The sequence below is a fragment of the Alteromonas sp. BZK5 genome, from assembly GCF_014349115.1.
GTDB lineage: Bacteria > Pseudomonadota > Gammaproteobacteria > Enterobacterales > Alteromonadaceae > Alteromonas > Alteromonas macleodii.
On the sequence record NZ_JACSOE010000046.1, the window covers coordinates 1 to 19995 of the forward strand.

Here is a 19995-nt window from a genome sequence, read left to right on the forward strand (position 1 = left end):
AACTGCACTCAAATGGTACAGCTCCATAGTCGACGGGGCCTGGACCGCAGGCACATGGAATTAAATTCGTGGGGATCCCTCAGGGTCAGAGTACTTTTTTAAGCTATCGGGCCAGAGTAGGTTCTGACCCCGTTTTATGTTGATGCCTTTCGTTAGCCATTCTGATGCTAAAAAGGCGATTAACCAAAGTAATGTACTCTGACCCCAAATTAAATGTACTCCTGACCCCATTATTTAGGCTTTGGTGAGTGCGTCGTCGATATCTTTTGCGCTGTGGCGGTTTTCTAACTGACCATCGTCACCCCAGGTCTTATTGACAATACGGCCACGTTTAACGCCTTCTCGCTGCTCTAGTTGCTTAGCCCAGCGGACTAAATTGGTGTACTCGTGCACTTGAAGGAAAGTGGCTGCATCGTACAGATTTCCGAGCACTAAATTACCGTACCACGGCCATATAGCCATGTCAGCGATACTGTACTCGCTACCTGCCATGAACTCATTGTTTGCTAAGTGCTTGTCTAGCACATCTAACTGACGCTTAGTTTCCATGGTAAAGCGGTTGATAGGATATTCCATTGGATATGGCGCATAGCTGTAGAAGTGCCCGAAACCACCGCCTAAGTAAGGCGCTGACCCCACCTGCCAAAACAGCCAGTTGAAACATTCCGCCTTTGCATGGGCGTCTTGCGGAATGAACTTACCGAATTTTTCCGCCAAGTAAACTAAGATTGACCCAGACTCGAATAGCTTGGTTTCTGGTGACGTTGTCGTGTCGACCATAGCAGGAATTTTACTATTCGGATTAACGTCGACAAACCCAGAAGAAAACTGATCGCCCTCACCAATGTTAATCAGCCAAGCGTCGTATTCTGCTTCGCTCACGCCAGCTACCAACAACTCTTCAAGCATGATGGTAACTTTCTGACCATTGGGCGTAGCTAACGAGTATAGCTGCAAACCATGTTCACCATTAGGACGAGCCTTCTCATGGGTAGCGCCTGACACAGGACGATTAATGCTGGCCCACTTGTTGCCGTCATCCTCAGCCTGAGTCCAAACTTCTGGTGGTGTGTAGTTACTTTCTGTCGACATAGCAATTCCTTTAAATGACTTTATCGTTAAGGTTAGTGCAATACATAGCTACTAAGAACAGCTTTTAAAGACTTATAGCTCAACGGTGTCGACTAATAAACGGCGATATACGTTTATTGACATAAAAAAGCCGCGCTTTAGCTATATCAAGAGCGCGGCTTTATGAATAAAAGGCGAGCAGTCCGTTGCCCGCAAACTGGAACTATTCGATGGTTACCGTTGTGGTGTCCCCTGCTACAACTGTGGCAACATCAATAGTTTGTAAAAAGAAACCGTCTTCGGCGTCCTCGTCCGTTTCAGGCTCGTCAAATAGTGCTGTGCATGAAAAGCTTAGTGAATACTCGCCCTGAGGCATGAAGCCCGCTGTAAAATTGAATGTTTCATCTGACTCGCTGTACATTACAGGTACAACAGTGAAAGGGCGCAACTCGGTATCATCCACGCCTGCATCAGCGTCATCACCAAGGGCATCGAGAAGGTTTTGTTCACCTTCGTAGATATAAACTGCATTGCCAACAAACATGTCGGTTTTTACAGCGCATTTCTCGTCCATCACTAGCGTGCTATCTACTGTGCCGTTAAGCGTACCCACGTCATCATTTAACACTAAGCGAACACCGCGAGGTTTTAGCATAATAACCTCTTGACCTACTGGATCGACTAAGCTTTTTCTTAAATCGAATTCAACGGTGTAGGCTGCGTCAAAGTTAGGTTGTGCAGTAAAACCATCAAGTTTCAGTTCGCCACTTGGCACGCGAATAGGGTAAGTTCCCTCGTTAGTTACTATGTAAGAATCTTCCGTCACACTAAGACGAAGTTGGCCGTAGTCACCTACTGGGATTTCAGTATCTTCTACGATAACTTCAAACTGCTCGCCCGGTAGCGACAACAAGTCGATGCTTCGAGGATCACCATTTTCATCTTCAACTGAGAACGTGATTGGTGATTCATTGCCAATTAATTCAACTTCATCGAAATACACCACTACTTCACTGGCGTCATCTACAGGGGCGTCAGAAACTGAAAGGGAAAAGGTACTCATGGTGGGCGTGGGCTGGTCTTCGATCTTATCATCTGAGCCTCCACACGCGCTAAGCGTGGCAAGCGCAGCCATAACCAATGATGTAGAAAACGAACGTTTAACGAATCTAGAACCTAAAAAGTTTGAGTTGTTTTTCATTTTTTTCATCTCTAACACCTACCTTTCCTTTTTTGAGTATCAGGGAATGTGTTATCAATGATTGTGCCAATGAAAAATTAACCTTATATAACAAAAGCTTATTAAAAACCATTAAGAGTAAGTTGTATATCAGAGCAAGGAAATGTTGCGCATAGGCAACACCATATTACATTTGGTTGGAGTACGGCCGTGAAATGGATGAAGTTCGAGCAGTTAGACGGTGGCTTACTTCAGCTTTTGGGTTGTAAGTCATGGTGAAAGCGTTGCTCACAAGTACAAAAAAAGCAGGCTAAGCCTGCTTTTTTATAACGTTAACGGATACTAGATGCTTACCCGCTTGTAAGGGCGGTACTCTGCTTTCCAGAAGTTACGCTCAACGCTGGCGCGCAATGCGTCGTCAGACATTTCAAGAGCAAGTCCCTGTTCCATCGCTACTCTACCCACCTCAAAAGCAATCTCTCTGCTAATTTCCGCAATGGCAGCAAGGGGGGGCAATAGTGAACCCTGACCCGTGTTGACTAATGGCGACGCTGAAGCAAGTGCGTTACTTGCAGCCATCAGCATTTCGTCACTAATAAGCTTCGCTTTAGATGCAACAACACCAAGGCCAATGCCCGGGAAGATGTAAGAGTTGTTGCATTGAGCGATAGGGAATATTTTGCCATCGTACTCTACAGGCTTGAACGGACTACCTGTAGCAATAATCACTTCACCTTCTGTCCATTCAATCACTTGCTCAGGACGCGCCTCAACTTGTCGTGAGGGGTTACTTAAAGGGAAGATGATTGGCAGTTCACAACCTTGCTTCATGGCACGGATAACTTGTTCAGTGAACAAGCCTGGCTGGCCGGAAACACCAATAAGTACGTCTGGCTGCGCGCAGTGCATAACATCAAGTAGTGACGCATAATCTCCACTGAACGTCCAATCAGCCAAGTCAGCATTTTTCTGCTGAAGCTTTTGTTGGAAGTCGCGTAGACCTTCCATGCCTTCGGTTACCAAACCAAAACGGTCAATCATGAACACTTGCTTACGTGCTTGTTCATCAGTCAGGCCTTCAAATACCATTTGTTGAATGAGCATTTCAGCAATACCACAGCCTGCCGAACCCGCGCCCACGAACACCACCTTCATGTCGCGTAGCTTTTGCTGCTTGGTTTTACATGCCGCCAAAATAGTACCAAGGGTAACGGCAGCAGTGCCTTGTATATCGTCGTTAAAACAACACACGTCGTTGCGATAGCGGTTTAATAACGGCATAGCATTTGGCTGCGCAAAATCTTCAAACTGAATCATTACATCGGGCCAGCGTCGCTTCACAGCGTTAATGAACATATCAACAAATTCGTCGTATTCTTCCTGTCCAATACGCGGATGGCGCGCCCCCATATACATTGGGTCGTTTAGCAGCTTTTCGTTGTTAGTACCTACATCTAACATTACGGGTAATGTGTATGCTGGACTAATTCCACCACACGCAGTGTAAAGCGATAGTTTACCGATAGGAATGCCCATTCCGCCAATACCTTGGTCTCCCAAGCCTAAGATGCGTTCACCGTCAGTCACAACAATCACTTTCACTTTGCGCTTCGTAGCATTGCGAACAATGTCATCAAGCTGGTGACGTTCTTCATACGACACAAACAAGCCACGCGAACTGCGATATATATCTGAAAACTGCTCACATGCATCACCTACAGTAGGGGTGTAGATGATGGGCATCATCTCATCGATGTGCTTTTGAATTAGGCGGTAAAACAAGGTTTCGTTATTGTCTTGAATTGCGCGCAGATAAATATGCTTGTTTAGTGCTTCGTCAAAACTGCTGTATTGCATGTAAGCACGTTCAACCTGCTCTTCGATGGTTTCGTACCTTGGTGGCACTAGACCCGTCAGGTTAAACGCCGCACGTTCCCGCGCAGTGAAAGCACTGCCTTTATTCAGTAGGGGGGTTTCCAGCAATGAAGGGCCGGCATGAGGAATATAAAGATATCGCTGTGAATCTTCTGACATTGGTTTTCCGATAATGTGTTCAGGCAAATACATCACCTAAGCCTGAAGCGGCACGCGTGCAACGTGCCTCTTAGTAATTAGAATATTTCTTCTGGCTCAGGCGCAGTAGTCGTATCCTGCGTGGCCGGATCCAACACTTCGTCATCGCGAACATAAGTCGTTGGCTCGGTTCCCTGCAGGAAATATTCGAATAGTGTCGTATGGTCTGTTCGTCTGGTCAACTTTCCACTGGTACGATCAATGCGAACACGCACTATATTCTCTGGTACGGGCATTGGCGTATGTGGTTTATTTTCTAGAGCATGTTGCATAAATCTAATCCACGCTGGCTCAGCAGCTTTAGCTCCATCTTCAATGCCGATCATGGCATTGCCTATCCAGTTGAATTTCTCAGCATTCTTGTTAATGAGGTTTTGGTTTCGCGTAGCTCGCCCTAACTGACGCCCCATGTTGTCGAAGCCTACCCATGTGGTGGCCACTAAATCTTTGTGGAAACCACTGAACCATGTGTCTCGCGAGTCATTCGTTGTACCCGTTTTCCCAGCTATGTCAGTACGCTGAAGAATATTACGAGCACGCCAGCCGGTGCCTAACCAATAGGTCTTCTTGCTCCAATTTCCGTTTGCTCTCACAGCCGTTCGCATCATTTCTGCCACTAAGAAAGCGTTTTGAGCAGTAATAACCTGAGGCGCAATCACTTTTTCTGCAGCTTCGTCATCATCGACGTCGCCAAGTAAAATATCTTGATTTAGTTCAGCGGCAAGTAAGGCTTCAATATCGGCTTCTTCGTCTTCAGGTAGTATTTCTGGATCGCTTTGATTTTCACAACGATTGCACGCCCAAACTGGGTTTGCTTTCCAAAGCTCATCGCCGTTTTCATCAAGCACTTTGCTGATAAAATGAGGGTTTACTAAGTAGCCACCGTTCGCAATCACCGACATACCTCTTACTACTTCAAGCGGCGTATGTGAACTCGACCCAAGGGATACGGTTTCATCAAGTGGAATATCGTCTTTATTAAAACCGAAGCGTGTTAAGTAATCGGCCGTTTCTCTCAGACCAACACCACGCAATAGTCGAACCGATACCACGTTCTTCGATTTACCAAGGGCTTTACGCATTCTAATTGGGCCGTCGTACTCAGCTGGCGAGTTTTGCGGTCGCCAAGCTACACCCGTCGCCGCATTCCATTGGTTAATAGGAGCGTCATTGATGATGGATGCAAGGGTATAGCCACTGTCTAATGCAGCAGAATAAACGAAAGGCTTGATGTTCGAGCCCACTTGGCGCTTGGCCTGTGTTGCCCGGTTAAACTGGCTTTGATAAAAGCTGTAGCCACCAACAACTGCTTCAACCGCACCGTTTTTCGGATTAAGTGCGATAAACGCGCCGCTCACCTCAGGGATTTGCGAAATGCGCCACTGCCCTTCTTGCTGTCTGATATAAATGACCGCCCCTTCTTGAGTCACATCTGAAGCGGTTTTGGGGTCACTACCCTGCCTAAAGTCTGTAATGTAGCGTCGGGCCCAATCTAGTCCATCCCACTCTACTGTTATTGCTTTGCCATCTACAGACAACACTTCTATCGACTGCTCATTTACTTTCGTAACAACCGATGGCAAAAGAGGTTTAATGTGAGGAATCTCTTCAAGCACGCGCATGATTGATTCGTTATCCCACTCTTCTCGTGTTGTCTTATCACTTATGTCATAGCTCAATGAAAGTTGTGGAATCGCGTCATCCTTTCCTTCTGGCTTAGGAATATTCCATAAGTAGCCAAGGGCGCCTTTATAGCCATGACGCTCATCATAGTCATGAAGATTTCGAACCACCGCACGCTGAGCAGCTAATTGAAGATCTGACGTTGCAGTCGCAAAAACTTGGTATCCGCCGGTTTCTGCTTCTTCTTTTCCATAAATCTCTACCATTTCGTTATAAATGGTGTCGGCCAAATAAGGCGCATCCACTTCAATTTCAGCACCGTGCTTCTTCGCTGAAACTGGCGCATTGGCAGCTTCATCGAACTGCGCTTTAGTGATGTACTCTTCGTCAAGCATACGAAGTAAGACTACTCGTCTGCGTTCGACAGAACGTTGCGGCCCGCTGATAGGGTTAAGCACTGATGGCGCCTTTGGAAGACCTGCAATAGTAGCAATTTGAGCTAAAGAGAGTTCGTTAAGCGGTTTGCCATAGTACACTTGGGCGGCCGCCCCAAAACCAAACGCTCTATGGCCCAATTCGATTTTGTTGAGGTACAGCTCAAGAATTTCCTGCTTAGAAAGCTCTTGCTCCATGTGCAGTGCTATAAAGATCTCTTTGATCTTTCTGATATAGGTTTTCTCCCGACTAAGGAAAAACCCTCGTGCTAGCTGCATGGTTAACGTACTTGCTCCCTGACGCTTTTCGCCAGTAAGGACTAAACTTACTGCAGCACGCATTATACCAATGGGGTCAATACCGTGGTGTTCGTAGAAGCGACTGTCTTCGGTAGCGAGTATGGCGTTAATTAATTCTTGCGGGACTTCCTCAAGTTTTACGGGGATCCGCCGTTTAACTCCATACTGTGAAATAAGTTTTCCGTCTTTGGTGTATATCTGCATGGGTGTTTGCAGGCGTACATCCTTAAGTACAGTAACACTTGGTAGGTCAGGTTTGATATAAAAGTAAATACCTACCAGTGCTGCAAAACCAAGAAGGCCTGATAGAAAACTAAATAAAATAAGTGGTTTGATGTACTTCACTGTAACGGATACCAAGACATTTTGTTGAAATGACGTATATTTTATACGTATGTGTTATCTCTAGAACCATACGCATAAGACTATTAGAGTAACATTGTACTTTAGAGCAACTACCTTTGAAACTGGACACTTGCACATGAAATCGCTGTTTAAGAAAAAGCTGCCGCCCATTGTGGGCTTAGATATAGGCACGCGTCAAATAAAAGCGGTGTGGTTAGAGCAATCGAAAGACGGGTTCGTCCTTCAAGGGTATGCCTGTGAGCCAATTAACAAAATCGCTTTCTCTGAGCGTGATATTAAAGATTATGAGTCAGTAAGCATTGCTCTCAAGAAAATTCGAAAGTCGCTAAAAACAAAATTAAAGCTGGCAAATGTTGCGGTGGCTGGTACGTCAGTGATCAGTAAAATCGTCTATATGGACCCAGAGCAAAGCGATTACGACTTAGAAAACCAAATTGAGATCGAAGCCGACAGTCTCATTCCCTATCCGCTTGAAGAAGTATATTTGGATTTTGAAGAAATGGGGCCGAGCGCAACGCACACTGGAAAAGTAAATGTATTACTTACCGCTGCGCATAAAGATTTGGTAGACAGTCGCTTGCTGCTTGCAAGAGAAGCTAACTTTGAACCCAAAATTGTTGATATGGAAAATTATGCCATCGGCAATGCCATGGACTTTTTCCATACGCCTCATACCGAAGACATGCCACTTTGCTGTATTAATGTGGGCGCCTCGCTACTTCAAATATGCGTAATAAAAAACGGCGACGTCATCTACACCAAAGAGCACGCCTTTGGCTTAAATCAGCTAATTAACGATATTAGTGCCATTCATATGGTTGAGCGTGAAACCGCAGAGCGTCAGCTACTTGATGGCACGCTGTCTGGAAATTGGGTGGAAGATACGCTTCCTATATTTGCCGCTAACCTACAGCAAAATATCAACCGTGCATTACAAATGTATATGAGCACGCTACATGCAGAGCGCCCCACCAAAATACTGTTTAGCGGCGGTGCCGCTACTATTGAACCGTTAGTCGACATTTTAAAACAAGACTTAGGCCTAGAGGTTGATTGCTTCAATCCGTTTAGAAACATGTCGATAAACCCTAAACTTGATGCCACGAGACTTAGCAAAATTGCACCACAGCTTGCGATTGCAGCAGGTCTAGCGAGCCGGAGCTTTACGCCATGGCACATGTAAATTTACTACCTTGGCGAGAGAAGCAGCGCCAACATCAAAAACAACAATACTTGGCAGGGCTACTTGCCGTTGCCGCCATTGTAGGATTGATTTTTTGGTTCATTGGTCAAGCTATCGACCAGCAAATCAGTAATCAAAACTCGCGTAATCAATATCTTGAACGAGAAATCGCGGTTTTAGATGCGCAAATTGCAGAGATAAAAAAGGTTAAAGATAGTAAAAATGCCATTGAGCAGCGCATGGCATTAATTGAGCAACTGCAAGCAAGTCGCAATGTGGCTCCTATAGTATTTGATGAACTTGCTAAACTCGTTCCTCCCGGTGTGGCCTTTGAGTCTATGACCAGAAGCAATAACCGTATTGAGATTGAAGGGACTAGTGATTCGAACAATCGTCTTTCCGACTTTATGCGCGCGCTGGACAACTCGAAAGTGTTCGTTGCCGCAGAGCTTTCTACCATTAAATCTGACAGCAGTGCAGCGAGAGCGATTAGCAACTTTACGCTTACGTTTTCGATAAACCCCAATGTTGCTCCGCTAGAAATAGAAAGTAGTGAGGCGCAATAACCATGAAGTTTGATGTTTCAAAACTAAAAGAACTCAACGAACTCGACTTTGAACAAATCGCTATTTGGCCAAACGAAGTTCGCATTGTTGTGGCGGCGTTTGTCGCAATATTGGTAGGTGCGTTGAGCTACTACATGCTAATAAGCCCCAAATTACCGATTAAAGATGCGGCTGAATTAAAAGAACAAGAACTAAAGTTACAGTTCGAAGCAAAGTACCGCATTGCGGCTAATTTAGAAGCTTACCAAGCCCAACTCGCGCAAATTAAAGAAGACTTCTCGTCTATGCTGAAAAGTCTTCCAACCAGCAACGAAACACCGGGTTTGCTTGACGATATCACTTACGTTGGTACCGCATCGGGCCTCACGTTTGAGTTGCTTAACTGGCAACAAGAAGTACCAAAAGAGTTTTACACCGAACTACCTATCGAAATGGAAGTAAGCGGTGGCTATCACAACTTTGGCGAATTCGTTTCCAAAGTTGCGGATTTACCTCGTATCGTTACGCTTCACGATTTTGACATAAAGCGTGAAGCAAATGGTCTGTCGCTGAAGCTGCAGGCGAAAACTTATCGTTCGGAAAACTCGACAGACATTGAAGGAGATGAACAATGATTCGTTCGTTTTTATCTCTTTTAATCATATTGTTAGTAACAGGCTGTTCACCTAAACTCGACGATCTGCATGCCTATACACAGAGTGTTAAAGAGCGTGCTCAGCCACAAATTGAACCGTATCCAGAATTCAAGACTCACCCACCTTTTAGCTATTCGGCAAGCGCTTTAAGAAGCCCGTTCGATCGCCCTAAGAACAACGCAGCTCCAGTAGCAAAAGCGCGGGTAGAAAACTGTTTACAGCCAAACTTCCAGCGCCCTAAAGAAGCATTGGAAGCCTATGGCGTGGACGCCCTCGCACTGACTGGCAACTTTGCCGTTAAAGGAGTGCAGTGGGCATTATTGAAAAGTAACGATGGCGTATTACATAAAGCTAAAGTAGGGAGTCGTATCGGCTTGTTTTATGGCAAAATTACGCAAATTAGCACCGACTCAATTACTATTGAACAGTTATTACCTGATGGTGCGGGCTGCTGGCAAAGGAAAACAACAACAATGACTACAGCATCGAAGGCGGGAGAGTAAGCATGGCCGAACGATACATATTCAACAAATCTCTGAATCGTAGAGTGCCTAGATGGTATTGGCTGGCTTTCGCTGGGGCTGCAATATTTTCATTAACCGTATTTGTTTCGCCAGTAAAAGCCCAAGAGCCTTTGTTAGTCGACCCTGATACTAAACGAAATGCATTAACCGTTACCACCACGGTCACAAACATCGACTTTACTCAAGCAGCTAACAATACCGCTGTAACACTGGTGAGTTTTGAGGGCCAAGCGCCAAAGCTTCAGCTTATTGAGTCACAAGGAAAAGTATCCCTTACATTACCAAACACCAAGTTAGGCGAAGACCAATTGGTAGAACTTAATGTGGCTGATTTCGGCACGTTGGTTTCTACCATCGAGACATTCGAAGATAAAGATAGCGCGCGAATTGAGGTTAATTATTCGGGCCCAGTTACGGTTCAAAATACGGTAAAAGACGGCGTAATTCGTATGGCGATAACGCCAATGGACAGCGCGCAGCAAGACGCCTTGGAAGCGGAAAAGAAATACACAGGCGACCCCATTTCGCTCGATTTTCAAGATGTTCCTGTGAGACAAGTTTTACAAATTATTGCGCAGGTTAATGGGTTTAACTTAGTGACCACCGACACCGTAACAGGAAACGTAACGATAAGCTTGTCGGGCGTTCCGTGGGATCAAGCTCTCGACATGATTTTGCGTGTTAAAGGTCTGGATAAACGCTTAGAGGGCAACATTTTATTAATTGCACCGGCTGAAGAACTATCGGCTCGTGAAACCCAAGCCCTTCAATCTAAAAAGCAAGTTTCAGACTTAGCGCCGCTTCATACGGTTAATATTCCTGTTAACTATGCAAAAGCTGCTGCCTTGGCCACGATCTTAAAGTCGACAGAGGGCGGGATCTTATCTGAGCGAGGGGGTGTTACAGTAGACGAACGAACCAACACTTTACTTATTCGCGACACGTTAGCCTCTATTGATGAAGCAAGAAAAACCATCAATGCGTTAGATATTCCAGTGAAGCAAGTGCTGATTGAAAGCCGTATGGTTACTGTGCTTGACGATGTAGACGAGCAGCTTGGCGTTCGTTGGGGTTTCAGCGACCGTCAAGACGATAATGGTGTGTCGGGAAGCCTTGAGGGCGCAGACACCATTGCCGGCGGCATAGTGCCTAGCATTGATAATCGCCTTAATGTGAACCTGCCTGTGACCAGCGCCGCGGGTAGCATTGGCTTTCAAATTGCGAGCTTGGTTGATGGCACCATATTAGACCTTGAGCTTTCCGCACTAGAATCTGAAAACAAAGGCGAAATTATTGCGAGTCCTCGTATTACGGTTGCTAACCAGCATGAAGCTTACATTGAACAAGGTACGGAAATACCTTACGTACAAGCAACGTCTAGCGGTGCGACTTCCGTAGAGTTCAAAAAAGCCGTTTTGTCACTGAAAGTTACGCCACATATTACGCCTGATAATCGCATTATTTTGGATTTAGTTGTTACGCAAGATACCCGTGGCGAAACCGTTTCTACGTCTACTGGTGAGGCCGTAGCCATCGATACCCAAGAAATTAAAACGCAGGTATTGGTAGAAAACGGCGAAACCATCGTATTAGGTGGCATATTCCAACAAACCAGTTCTGATGGCGTGTCGAAAGTGCCTTTGTTTGGTGATTTGCCTGTCGTTGGTGCCCTTTTCAGAAACTCGTCACAACTTCAGCAAAAACGAGAACTACTTATCTTTGTGACACCCAAGATAGTCACTGAAAGACCATAATCCTCATTTTTAGCCTTCAAAAAAGCGCATTTTTGTGCGCTTTTTTGGTTTTCAGCCTTTTTTTGTAACTAAATTTACAGGTATACGCTATTTGTTAGTAACAAAACTTGCAACGCCTTGCATGAAACTGAGATAATCCCCGCCTCGAAATTTAAGCGAGGTTTAAGGAGTGGTGCTTATTGGACACTAAATAGGCACGAGTCAATGGGTAGGCTGGTAAGGCAACAGTGCACTGCCCCTAACATGATTAAGTTGTGATATAAGCAAATATGGCTGAAAAACGTAATATCTTTTTAGTTGGCCCAATGGGTGCTGGCAAAAGTACCATCGGTAGACATCTGGCAGACGAACTTCACCTAGACTTTTTTGATTCGGATCAGGAAATTGAGCGCCGCACGGGTGCAGACATTGCCTGGATCTTCGACCTTGAAGGCGAAGACGGTTTCCGTAAACGCGAAGAAAACGTCATTAACGATTTGACAGATAAGCAAGGTATTGTACTTGCTACTGGCGGCGGTTCTATTGTAACTAAAGCTGTGCGTAATCGTTTATCTGCCCGCGGCATCGTTGTTTACCTACAAACGACAATCGATAAGCAAGTTGCCCGTACACAACGTGACAAACGTCGTCCCTTACTACAAAACGAAGATCCAGAACAAGTACTTCGCGATCTTGCAGAAATGCGCAACCCGCTTTACGAAGAAGTTGCTGATTACATTGTTGATACAGACGACCAAAGTGCGCGTGCTGTAGCGAATCAGATTATCAGTAAAATTGGTTTATAAATTAAATATGTAATAGGAGGTGCTACGCCAATGTCAACCTTAACTGTGGAACTTGGAGAACGTAGCTATCCTATACAGATAGAGGCTGGGCTGCTTTCGCAACCTGGCCTTTTTAGTGCCTATATAAAAGGCCCACTTGCCGTCATTGTTACCAACGAAACTGTTGCCCCACTGTATTTAGAAACCGCTAAAGCGGCGTGTGGTAATGTTCAGGTTGAAACCATTATTTTGCCGGACGGCGAGCAACACAAAAATCTTGCCCAATTCGAAGTGGTTATGACACGCCTTCTTGAGCTAAACGCTGCAAGAGATACGACACTTATCGCACTTGGCGGTGGTGTAATTGGTGATCTTACTGGCTTTGTTGCGGCAACTTACCAACGCGGTGTGCCCTTCATTCAAGTTCCTACGACTTTGCTTTCTCAAGTCGACTCATCAGTAGGTGGAAAAACCGCGGTAAATCATCCTCTCGGCAAAAACATGATTGGCGCTTTTTACCAACCGGTTTATGTGGCCATTGATACTGATACCCTCGCTACATTACCCGCGAGAGAGTTTGCTGCTGGCATGGCAGAGGTCATCAAATACGGTATCATTTACGACGCACCGTTTTTCGAATGGCTTGAAAGTAATGTAAATGCGCTTACGTCGCTTGATACTGAAATTCTTACCCAAGCTATTTCTCGCTGCTGCGAAATCAAAGCAGACGTAGTAGCAAAGGATGAACGTGAAGGTGGTTTACGCGCCATTCTTAACTTAGGCCACACGTTCGGTCACGCTATTGAAGCCGAGCAAGGCTACGGTAACTGGCTGCATGGCGAAGCGGTAGCCGCTGGTACTATAATTGCTTGTAAAGCTGCTGAAGCATTAACGTGGTTTGAAGCGTCAGAAACACGACGCGTATCGTCGCTTTTTGAAGCATTTGCTTTACCGGTTGCAGGCCCAAATAGTATGACAAAGAATGACTACGTTAAGCATATGAAACGCGATAAAAAAGTGGAAGCTGGCAGTATTCGATTTGTACTTCCTCAAGGCATAGGCAAAGCGGTTGTTACCAAGGACGTCACGGACGCCATTCTTACTGACATCCTTTCTTAGTCATTAGCCCTCGCGACAACCTGGCAACGCGTCTATCTTGACTTCCCTACGTTAGTTGGAATCATGAAGAAATGCGTTGCAGGACAGTTTTTAAAGCAACGGTGAATAAGGGCAAACTCCCATGCAAAGTGAACTGCATGAACGTTTGGAATATTTGGTCAATTACTCTTCTCAGCTGATTTTTGTCAGTGGTGAGTCTATTGCTCAACAACAAAAGACCCTTGAAGCCTTTGTCTTCCAGCAGCACGATGATACCGAGATTGCGTATTTAACTGCGCAAGAAAATATGGAGCCCTCTGACTACCGTCGACAACTTTGTCGGCAGCTTCTTGGTCAAGTGGTGGGTAGCTTCGTTAGGCCTCTAAACGAACTACTTTCCGACCTAAATAGTCACGAAGGTCCAATTCTTATAGCCATCACCCAAGCCCACAATCTTCCTGATGCACTACTGCAAGAACTATGGGACTTGGTGTTACAAAGCCGGTTCGCTGGTAACAAACAGCATTTAAATGTGCTTTTGTTCGCGAATAACGAATGGGCTGAGCGCGCCAAGCAGTGGCTTCCTGCAAAAAATACAGAAACCCCACTAATAATTAGCAGCCAGTCAGTCATTAGCGAACAGCCTAGCTTCGAGTCAGAGCTCGACAAAATGATTGCTTCACGTCGCGAGGCTTTTCAGGCTCATTTAGAAAATAGACAGCGTGAAAATACGCAAACTTTTATCAACCCATTAAAGTCTAAGTGGTTTTATATCGCTGTTATATGCGTGTTCCTTGCTACGTTTTCTGGCCTTATTTACTGGCAATACGGTGATAAATTAGCATCGATTTTTGCGCCTATTAGTCAACCTTCGCCAGAACCTGAAAGAACGCAGGTTGAGCCCGGCTCTGCTTATAACAAGCTTATAGGCAATGGTGAAACCGATGAAAGCGAAACAACAGCATCAAACTCAGTAACTCAAGCAACCAACCAAATAGGCAACGTAGAGCTTGTTTCCGCGCCCAATGATGATAGTGCAGACGTTGGTGGCTCGTTAATTGATGAATCGTCAGATAACGGTCCGTTGATTACCAATTGGGAAAATGCGGTTTCATCCTTACCTGAAGTTACGCCATCTTCAGAACAGGCAGACAATAACCAGTTTGAGAATGCCCCGATTGAAGGTAATACCACTGATTCCAATGGTTCAGAGGTGGTTAGCAGTGGTGCGCTAAGTGATCAACAATCTGCTCAAGGTGCCAAATCAAACTCGGACGGCGTCAACGATAATGTAGCGCCAACCACAGTGGCCAGTGAATCGAGTCAAGAAGGCTGGATTGGGGAAGATGACTACGCTATACAGTTGTTAGCGATGAAAAGTGAGTCTGTTCTCAGTGAGTTCCTACGAGAAAACAATCTAACTGAGCACACGCGAATTTATAAAACGACGCGCTATGGTGGCGACTGGTTTGTAGTAGTTAACAAGCAAATCTACACGTCGTTATCTCAAGCGCAACAAGCACGAAAAGGTTTACCCGAATATCCAGGTAAACAAAATGCGTTTATAAAGCGAGGAAACCAAATCCTCTTAGAGAAGAGCAAAGCGCAAAATTAAGTCATTTCACAACCGGGTGGCCATAATATTTCCGGTAAATGAGCAAAATTCCGTTCTTGCGACACTTGTTGGTTGTCCGTTTTACTGATGAAAGTTACAATCTACCTTTAGTGTGGTGATATCTGATACTGATCAGCATAAAAGTATAAAGACGACCCTTTCCCTTGGAACGGCGGCGCACGGAAAAACCACCGTCTTCATTCCGTCTAGGTAGTAACGTTTAAGCATGATGCAGAAAAAAAACCGGGCTTTTTTAAAATGGGCCGGTGGCAAATACAGCTTGGTTGAGCATATTCAGGCCAGATTACCGCAAGCCAATAAACTCATTGAACCGTTTGTTGGTGCCGGATCTGTATTTCTGAATACGCAATACAAACGCTACCTGCTTAATGACATCAATCCTGATCTCATCAACTTATACAATTTCCTTAAAGCGCAGCCCGATGCACTGATTAACGATGCACGCGCATTTTTTGATGGGAGTCGCAATGAAGAAAAGATGTACTATGACTTGCGCGAAGAGTTCAACGCAACGCAAGATGAATACTACCGAGCGATTCTTTTTCTTTATTTAAACCGACATGGGTACAACGGTTTATGCCGCTACAGCCTTCAAGGGCGTTTTAACGTACCTTTTGGCCGCTATAAAAAGCCTTACTTTCCAGAAGACGAGATGTTTGTGTTCTCGGAAAAGTCACAAAAAGCGACGTTTACTTGTCTTCCTTTTGAAAAGGTTTTTTCTAGAGCTAGGCGTGGCAACGTTATTTATTGTGACCCACCGTATGCTCCTATCAGCAAGACTGCAGCGTTTACCAGCTATGCCGCGCGAAGCTTCGGACAAGAATCTCAAGAGAAGCTGGCTGAGCTCGCCACCCGCGCGTCAAAAAAGCGAGGCATACCCGTACTCATCTCAAATCACGATTTACCGCTAACTCGGTCGCTTTATCACGGGGCTGATTTCAGTATGCTGTCGGTTAAGCGTTCGATAAGTCAAAACGGTGCAAAGCGACAGCCTGTGGATGAAATTTTGGCTTATTTTCCTCCAGCTAACGTCGCACCAAAGCGAAAGACTAGAAAAAAGAAGACGTTTCACCGCCCTTCAGTTTAGTGTGTGATGCCGAAAAGACTTCTTATAGGTAGCGCATCGACCGCCTTACCCGCATACGATTTTAATGTGTATTCACGCAATTGCTATGCGCTATAGCCCGTATACCATTTAACGAACATAAAAAGCGTAACAACAAACAGCACAACCAAGATTACGCCAATGACGGCGAAACTGATAAAAGTGCCTTTAGTAAAGTCACGTTCGTAGTTTTTATGGCTCTGAACACCAAATAGACTAGCAACTACACTACCTAGAACTGACCAAAAACCAGTACCAGACTGCATAATTTTCCCCTAAGTGTCGTTAGCAGGTGAGGTGAAATCTCGATTACCTTCGTCGCTGTGCATCAACTCAAGTAGGTCTAAAAAGTGGAATTGGAAAGATGATGATTTCCCCGCTATCCATGACAGCCAACTGACTTCCTCCACACCCTCTTGATGACGGGCACATTGGTTTTGAATATGGCTTGCGGGCAACTTGGGGTTGAACTCCGTAACTGGTTGGAATTCGCATACTGACGAGTGTGAATTTGGCGTACTTGTGACCGCAACGCTAACAAGCGCTACCGCTCCACAAATCGCAAAAAATGGAAGAACCTTCATCCTGAATACTCCTTACACTCGTTTAAAAATTAATCTCATTATAATCAAAAGCAGGTTACGAACAAGTTAAAAATGCGTTGCTTGTAAAAAATGAAAAGCCTAACGAAAACACATTAGGCTTTTAGTACTCAACGTTTAAGTTAAGAGGCCTATCCTTAGCCTCTTAATTTAACTTTTAAAGTTCGAAATCTACTGAGTAAGCTACAGTGAATTTCAACTCGTCGTTATCTAGTGCGTCAGCACCAACATCATCTAAGTTCGTTCCAGTTACAGCAAAGCTGAAACCATCTTTCGCAATGCTTACGCCGTAGTCTGCATAGCTGTCAGTCTCACCGTCGCCAAAGTTGAAAGCTTCAACAAAGTCACCGCTGTGATAACCAGCATGTAGAGTCAACTCAGTGCCATTCAAAATTTCTGTGGTGTAATCAAAAGATGCGTAGTAAGCCTGGCCAAAGCCGAAATCTTGGCCTTCTGCTTCGTCAGCTTCGGTGTGCGCAAGTAGATAAACTGTTACGCTTACTCCACCCATGCCTACTGAACCGTAGATCTCTGCGAAATCGAATTCAGCTTCTGCGTCATAGTTGTAGTATAGGTAGCCGAAGTCATATGCAATGCCGTCAGACTCGCCTGAATATCCAAAATATACGTCATGCTCGTAAGAATAAATATCATCTGATGCATAGCTTACGTTCGACGCCCACGTACCCGCATAAAAACCACTTTCATGCGCGTAATCGATACCACCCTGTACTGCGGCTTCGTTAGTTGTTTGTGTTAGACCACGCCAAATGTAGTTACTGGTTGCACTAGCGTTAGCAGTGAATGAACCTTCTGCATAGCTAGGCATGGCTGTTAACAGACACGCTGAAGAAATAGCAGCGGCAAGTATTGTTCTTTTTGTAGATGTTTTCATGTGTGTTCTCCAGTCAAATTCAAACTTGTTGTAATTCGTTTTTTCTGTCTGTGTTTTCTTTTTTGGACTGGATAACGCAAAGTTGATGCCCATTTATGGTTCATCAAAAAAACTCGCAAAAAATAAATTAACAAATTGAAATTTAAAGTATTATTTCACTTAAAAAATTCACCCGCTGTCACCGAAACAAAAAAACGCTGCATAAAAATGCACCAACATAACGCGCACTCACCAAAATTGGGCAACGTTCTGACAAAGTCCGTTTATCTTAAATTTCCGTGAAATTAACGCTGATTAACCCTTTGCATAGTAAAGAAGCACGGATTTGGGTAAACTTTCGCAAAGGTGAAACGTAAGTGGCAACGCACCTTGTTGTTTTTAGAATGAAAGGACATGCAATGAAACCATTCCTAATTGCTCCATCAATACTATCGGCCGATTTCGCTCGACTTGGCGAAGACGTAGAAAAGGTATTAGAGGCTGGCGCTGATGTGGTGCATTTCGATGTAATGGATAACCACTATGTACCCAATCTTACGTTTGGACCAATGATTTGCGAGGCGTTAAGAAACTACGGCATTACCGCTCCCATTGATGTGCACCTAATGGTGAAGCCCGTCGATGACTTAATTGAAAAATTCGCGAATGCAGGGGCCAGCTATATTAGTTTTCACCCAGAAGCGTCTGAGCACATAGACCGCTCTCTGCAGCTTATTATCGATGCAGGTTGCAAGCCGGGGCTCGTATTTAACCCAGCAACGCCACTACATTACCTTGACCACGTCATGGACAAACTGCACCACACTCTTATTATGTCGGTTAACCCAGGGTTTGGTGGTCAAAAGTTTATTCCTAGCACCTTAGATAAAGTGCGCGCGGTGAAACAGCGTGTATTAGAAAGCGGCTACGATATTCGAATTGAAATTGACGGTGGCGTAAAAGTCGATAACATTCGCGAAATAGCGGAAGCGGGCGCGGATATGTTTGTGGCTGGTTCGGCTATTTTTTCTCAACCCAACTACAGCGATGTCATTGAGCAAATGCGCAATGAACTAGCGTCACTGTCTAAAGCATAATTTTTGAAGCTTTGTTTTCCCAAGCTTTATTTTCACAGTATTTAACGTATTACAGGTAAAAAGAAATGAGTAATAAACCCGTTGTATTAAGTGGCTGTCAGCCTTCAGGACAACTTACCCTTGGAAATTACATGGGTGCACTTAAACAGTGGGTTTCCATGCAAGACGACCACGACTGCTTATATATGATAGTGGATTTGCATGCTATTACTGTACGACAAGACCCTAAGCAGCTTGCTGAAGCTTGTCTAGACGGCCTTTCTCTTTACCTTGCTTGCGGTATTGATCCACAAAAAAGTACTCTGTTTTTGCAATCCCATGTGCCTGAACATGCACAGCTATCTTGGGTATTGAATTGTTACGCCCAAATGGGTGAGCTTAATCGCATGACTCAATTCAAAGATAAGTCTGCGAAGAACGAAAATAACATTAATGTAGGCTTATACAGCTACCCTGTACTCCAAGCAGCAGATATTTTGCTATACCAAGCAGATAAAGTACCGGTAGGTGAAGATCAGAAGCAGCACCTTGAATTGACTCGTGACATTGCTACACGTGTTAACAATCTATACGGCGATGTATTTCGTCTACCTGACCCGTATATCCCAGACTTTGGCGCGCGCATCATGAGCCTTCAAGAGCCTGAAAAGAAGATGTCTAAGTCTGACAACAACCCGAATAACTTCATCGGCTTATTAGAAGATCCTAAGAAGTTAGCCAAGAAAATCAAACGTGCCGTGACCGACTCTGACGAGCAAGCTAATATCTACTTTAACCCAACTGAAAAACCAGGCGTGTCTAACTTACTGACCCTACTTTCACTTGCGACGGGTAAATCAATTAAAGAGCTTGAGCATGAATATACTGACAAAATGTATGGCCACCTTAAAGGTGATGTTGCAGACGCTGTGGTTGCTCTACTTGAACCCATTCAGGCCCGCTATGCTGAAATTCGCGCAGACAGAGCATATCTTGACGACGTAATGCGTCAGGGTGCTGAGAAAGCGTCAGCGCGAGCTGCTGAAACTTTGGCTAAAGTATACAAAGCGGTCGGCTTTATTCCAAAGCCATAACAGCCGAATTCCAACATCTTGCTACACGCCATGAAGG

18 protein-coding genes are annotated in these 19995 nt (G+C 44.8%); 11 read left to right on the forward strand and 7 right to left on the reverse strand.

The annotated features are described in order from the left end of the window. Window positions 1-234 precede the first annotated feature (234 nt). The 4 genes from yghU to BIZ39_RS13595 all read right to left on the reverse strand — a co-directional run bounded on the left by yghU (window position 235) and on the right by BIZ39_RS13595 (window position 7026). Window positions 235-1092, reverse strand: a complete 858-nt coding sequence (yghU, locus tag BIZ39_RS13580) for a glutathione-dependent disulfide-bond oxidoreductase (protein WP_187447237.1) — start codon at window positions 1090-1092, stop codon at window positions 235-237. A 202-nt stretch (window positions 1093-1294) separates the two neighbouring features. Continuing rightward, window positions 1295-2281 (reverse strand): DUF4382 domain-containing protein, encoded by a 987-nt coding sequence (locus tag BIZ39_RS13585; RefSeq protein WP_187447238.1) that lies wholly within the window; start codon window positions 2279-2281, stop codon window positions 1295-1297. Window positions 2282-2593: 312 nt separating this feature from the next. Continuing rightward, window positions 2594-4285 (reverse strand): NAD-dependent malic enzyme, encoded by a 1692-nt coding sequence (locus BIZ39_RS13590; RefSeq protein WP_187447239.1) that lies wholly within the window; start codon window positions 4283-4285, stop codon window positions 2594-2596. 77 nt (window positions 4286-4362) lie between these two features. Beyond that, complete coding sequence (locus tag BIZ39_RS13595) at window positions 4363-7026, reverse strand: penicillin-binding protein 1A (RefSeq protein ID WP_014948038.1); 2664 nt, start codon at window positions 7024-7026, stop codon at window positions 4363-4365. A 136-nt stretch (window positions 7027-7162) separates the two neighbouring features. Here BIZ39_RS13595 and pilM point away from each other — a divergent pair, with 136 nt between their 5' ends. The 9 genes from pilM (at window position 7163) to BIZ39_RS13640 (ending at window position 16294) form a co-directional block, all read left to right on the forward strand. Further along, entirely contained in the window at window positions 7163-8230 is a 1068-nt protein-coding gene (gene pilM, locus BIZ39_RS13600; protein ID WP_187447240.1) for a type IV pilus assembly protein PilM, read from the forward strand. Further along, the gene (locus BIZ39_RS13605; RefSeq protein ID WP_014948036.1) at window positions 8218-8796 is read left to right on the forward strand and encodes a PilN domain-containing protein; all 579 of its coding nucleotides are present in this window, start codon (window positions 8218-8220) and stop codon (window positions 8794-8796) included. The genes pilM and BIZ39_RS13605 overlap by 13 nt, the downstream gene beginning before the upstream one ends. Before the next feature lie 2 nt (window positions 8797-8798). Continuing rightward, on the forward strand, window positions 8799-9410 hold the full coding sequence (locus BIZ39_RS13610; protein WP_014948035.1) for a type 4a pilus biogenesis protein PilO: 612 nt from the start codon (window positions 8799-8801) through the stop codon (window positions 9408-9410). Then, the gene (locus tag BIZ39_RS13615; protein WP_014948034.1) at window positions 9407-9934 is read left to right on the forward strand and encodes a pilus assembly protein PilP; all 528 of its coding nucleotides are present in this window, start codon (window positions 9407-9409) and stop codon (window positions 9932-9934) included. Before BIZ39_RS13610 ends, BIZ39_RS13615 begins: the two co-directional genes overlap by 4 nt. A 2-nt stretch (window positions 9935-9936) precedes the next feature. Continuing rightward, window positions 9937-11709 (forward strand): type IV pilus secretin PilQ, encoded by a 1773-nt coding sequence (locus BIZ39_RS13620; RefSeq protein WP_187447241.1) that lies wholly within the window; start codon window positions 9937-9939, stop codon window positions 11707-11709. Window positions 11710-11978: 269 nt separating this feature from the next. Further along, window positions 11979-12494, forward strand: a complete 516-nt coding sequence (gene aroK, locus BIZ39_RS13625; protein ID WP_014948032.1) for a shikimate kinase AroK — start codon at window positions 11979-11981, stop codon at window positions 12492-12494. A gap of 30 nt (window positions 12495-12524) precedes the next feature. Continuing rightward, window positions 12525-13592 (forward strand): 3-dehydroquinate synthase, encoded by a 1068-nt coding sequence (gene aroB, locus BIZ39_RS13630; RefSeq protein WP_187447242.1) that lies wholly within the window; start codon window positions 12525-12527, stop codon window positions 13590-13592. A gap of 121 nt (window positions 13593-13713) precedes the next feature. Beyond that, the gene (locus BIZ39_RS13635) at window positions 13714-15186 is read left to right on the forward strand and encodes an SPOR domain-containing protein (RefSeq protein ID WP_187447243.1); all 1473 of its coding nucleotides are present in this window, start codon (window positions 13714-13716) and stop codon (window positions 15184-15186) included. A gap of 226 nt (window positions 15187-15412) precedes the next feature. Then, complete coding sequence (locus tag BIZ39_RS13640; RefSeq protein ID WP_014948029.1) at window positions 15413-16294, forward strand: Dam family site-specific DNA-(adenine-N6)-methyltransferase; 882 nt, start codon at window positions 15413-15415, stop codon at window positions 16292-16294. 83 nt (window positions 16295-16377) lie between these two features. On the opposite strand, the gene BIZ39_RS13645 is transcribed toward BIZ39_RS13640, so the two are convergent. From BIZ39_RS13645 to BIZ39_RS13655, 3 genes are all read right to left on the reverse strand, one after another. Then, window positions 16378-16578, reverse strand: a complete 201-nt coding sequence (locus tag BIZ39_RS13645) for a DUF2970 domain-containing protein (protein ID WP_014948028.1) — start codon at window positions 16576-16578, stop codon at window positions 16378-16380. 9 nt (window positions 16579-16587) lie between these two features. Then, window positions 16588-16896, reverse strand: coding sequence for a hypothetical protein (locus BIZ39_RS13650; RefSeq protein ID WP_014948027.1), 309 nt, complete (start codon window positions 16894-16896; stop codon window positions 16588-16590). A 175-nt stretch (window positions 16897-17071) separates the two neighbouring features. Further along, window positions 17072-17902 carry a TorF family putative porin gene (locus BIZ39_RS13655; protein ID WP_187447244.1) on the reverse strand — a complete coding sequence of 277 codons (831 nt, stop codon included), beginning with the start codon at window positions 17900-17902 and terminating at the stop codon, window positions 17072-17074. Between the two features lie 305 nt (window positions 17903-18207). Between BIZ39_RS13655 and rpe the strand changes: the two genes are divergently transcribed. Next, on the forward strand, window positions 18208-18885 hold the full coding sequence (gene rpe, locus BIZ39_RS13660) for a ribulose-phosphate 3-epimerase (protein WP_187447245.1): 678 nt from the start codon (window positions 18208-18210) through the stop codon (window positions 18883-18885). Window positions 18886-18950: 65 nt separating this feature from the next. Beyond that, window positions 18951-19958: a tryptophan--tRNA ligase gene (gene trpS / locus BIZ39_RS13665; protein ID WP_049588779.1), complete on the forward strand. Its 1008-nt coding sequence runs from the start codon at window positions 18951-18953 to the stop codon at window positions 19956-19958. Window positions 19959-19995 lie beyond the last annotated feature (37 nt).

What these genes read in the sequence shown, in the direction of transcription:
- trpS (WP_049588779.1), top strand. Translation starts at nt 18,951, where the DNA reads ATGAGTAATAAACCCGTTGTATTAAGTGGCTGTCAGCCTTCAGGACAA.
- aroK (WP_014948032.1), top strand. Translation starts at nt 11,979, where the DNA reads ATGGCTGAAAAACGTAATATCTTTTTAGTTGGCCCAATGGGTGCTGGC.
- aroB (WP_187447242.1), top strand. Translation starts at nt 12,525, where the DNA reads ATGTCAACCTTAACTGTGGAACTTGGAGAACGTAGCTATCCTATACAG.
- BIZ39_RS13605 (WP_014948036.1), top strand. Translation starts at nt 8,218, where the DNA reads ATGGCACATGTAAATTTACTACCTTGGCGAGAGAAGCAGCGCCAACAT.
- pilM (WP_187447240.1), top strand. Translation starts at nt 7,163, where the DNA reads ATGAAATCGCTGTTTAAGAAAAAGCTGCCGCCCATTGTGGGCTTAGAT.
- BIZ39_RS13655 (WP_187447244.1), bottom strand. Translation starts at nt 17,902, where the DNA reads ATGGGCATCAACTTTGCGTTATCCAGTCCAAAAAAGAAAACACAGACA.
- BIZ39_RS13635 (WP_187447243.1), top strand. Translation starts at nt 13,714, where the DNA reads ATGCAAAGTGAACTGCATGAACGTTTGGAATATTTGGTCAATTACTCT.
- BIZ39_RS13645 (WP_014948028.1), bottom strand. Translation starts at nt 16,578, where the DNA reads ATGCAGTCTGGTACTGGTTTTTGGTCAGTTCTAGGTAGTGTAGTTGCT.
- BIZ39_RS13585 (WP_187447238.1), bottom strand. Translation starts at nt 2,281, where the DNA reads ATGAAAAAAATGAAAAACAACTCAAACTTTTTAGGTTCTAGATTCGTT.
- BIZ39_RS13610 (WP_014948035.1), top strand. Translation starts at nt 8,799, where the DNA reads ATGAAGTTTGATGTTTCAAAACTAAAAGAACTCAACGAACTCGACTTT.
- yghU (WP_187447237.1), bottom strand. Translation starts at nt 1,092, where the DNA reads ATGTCGACAGAAAGTAACTACACACCACCAGAAGTTTGGACTCAGGCT.
- rpe (WP_187447245.1), top strand. Translation starts at nt 18,208, where the DNA reads ATGAAACCATTCCTAATTGCTCCATCAATACTATCGGCCGATTTCGCT.
- BIZ39_RS13615 (WP_014948034.1), top strand. Translation starts at nt 9,407, where the DNA reads ATGATTCGTTCGTTTTTATCTCTTTTAATCATATTGTTAGTAACAGGC.
- BIZ39_RS13650 (WP_014948027.1), bottom strand. Translation starts at nt 16,896, where the DNA reads ATGAAGGTTCTTCCATTTTTTGCGATTTGTGGAGCGGTAGCGCTTGTT.
- BIZ39_RS13640 (WP_014948029.1), top strand. Translation starts at nt 15,413, where the DNA reads ATGATGCAGAAAAAAAACCGGGCTTTTTTAAAATGGGCCGGTGGCAAA.
- BIZ39_RS13620 (WP_187447241.1), top strand. Translation starts at nt 9,937, where the DNA reads ATGGCCGAACGATACATATTCAACAAATCTCTGAATCGTAGAGTGCCT.
- BIZ39_RS13590 (WP_187447239.1), bottom strand. Translation starts at nt 4,285, where the DNA reads ATGTCAGAAGATTCACAGCGATATCTTTATATTCCTCATGCCGGCCCT.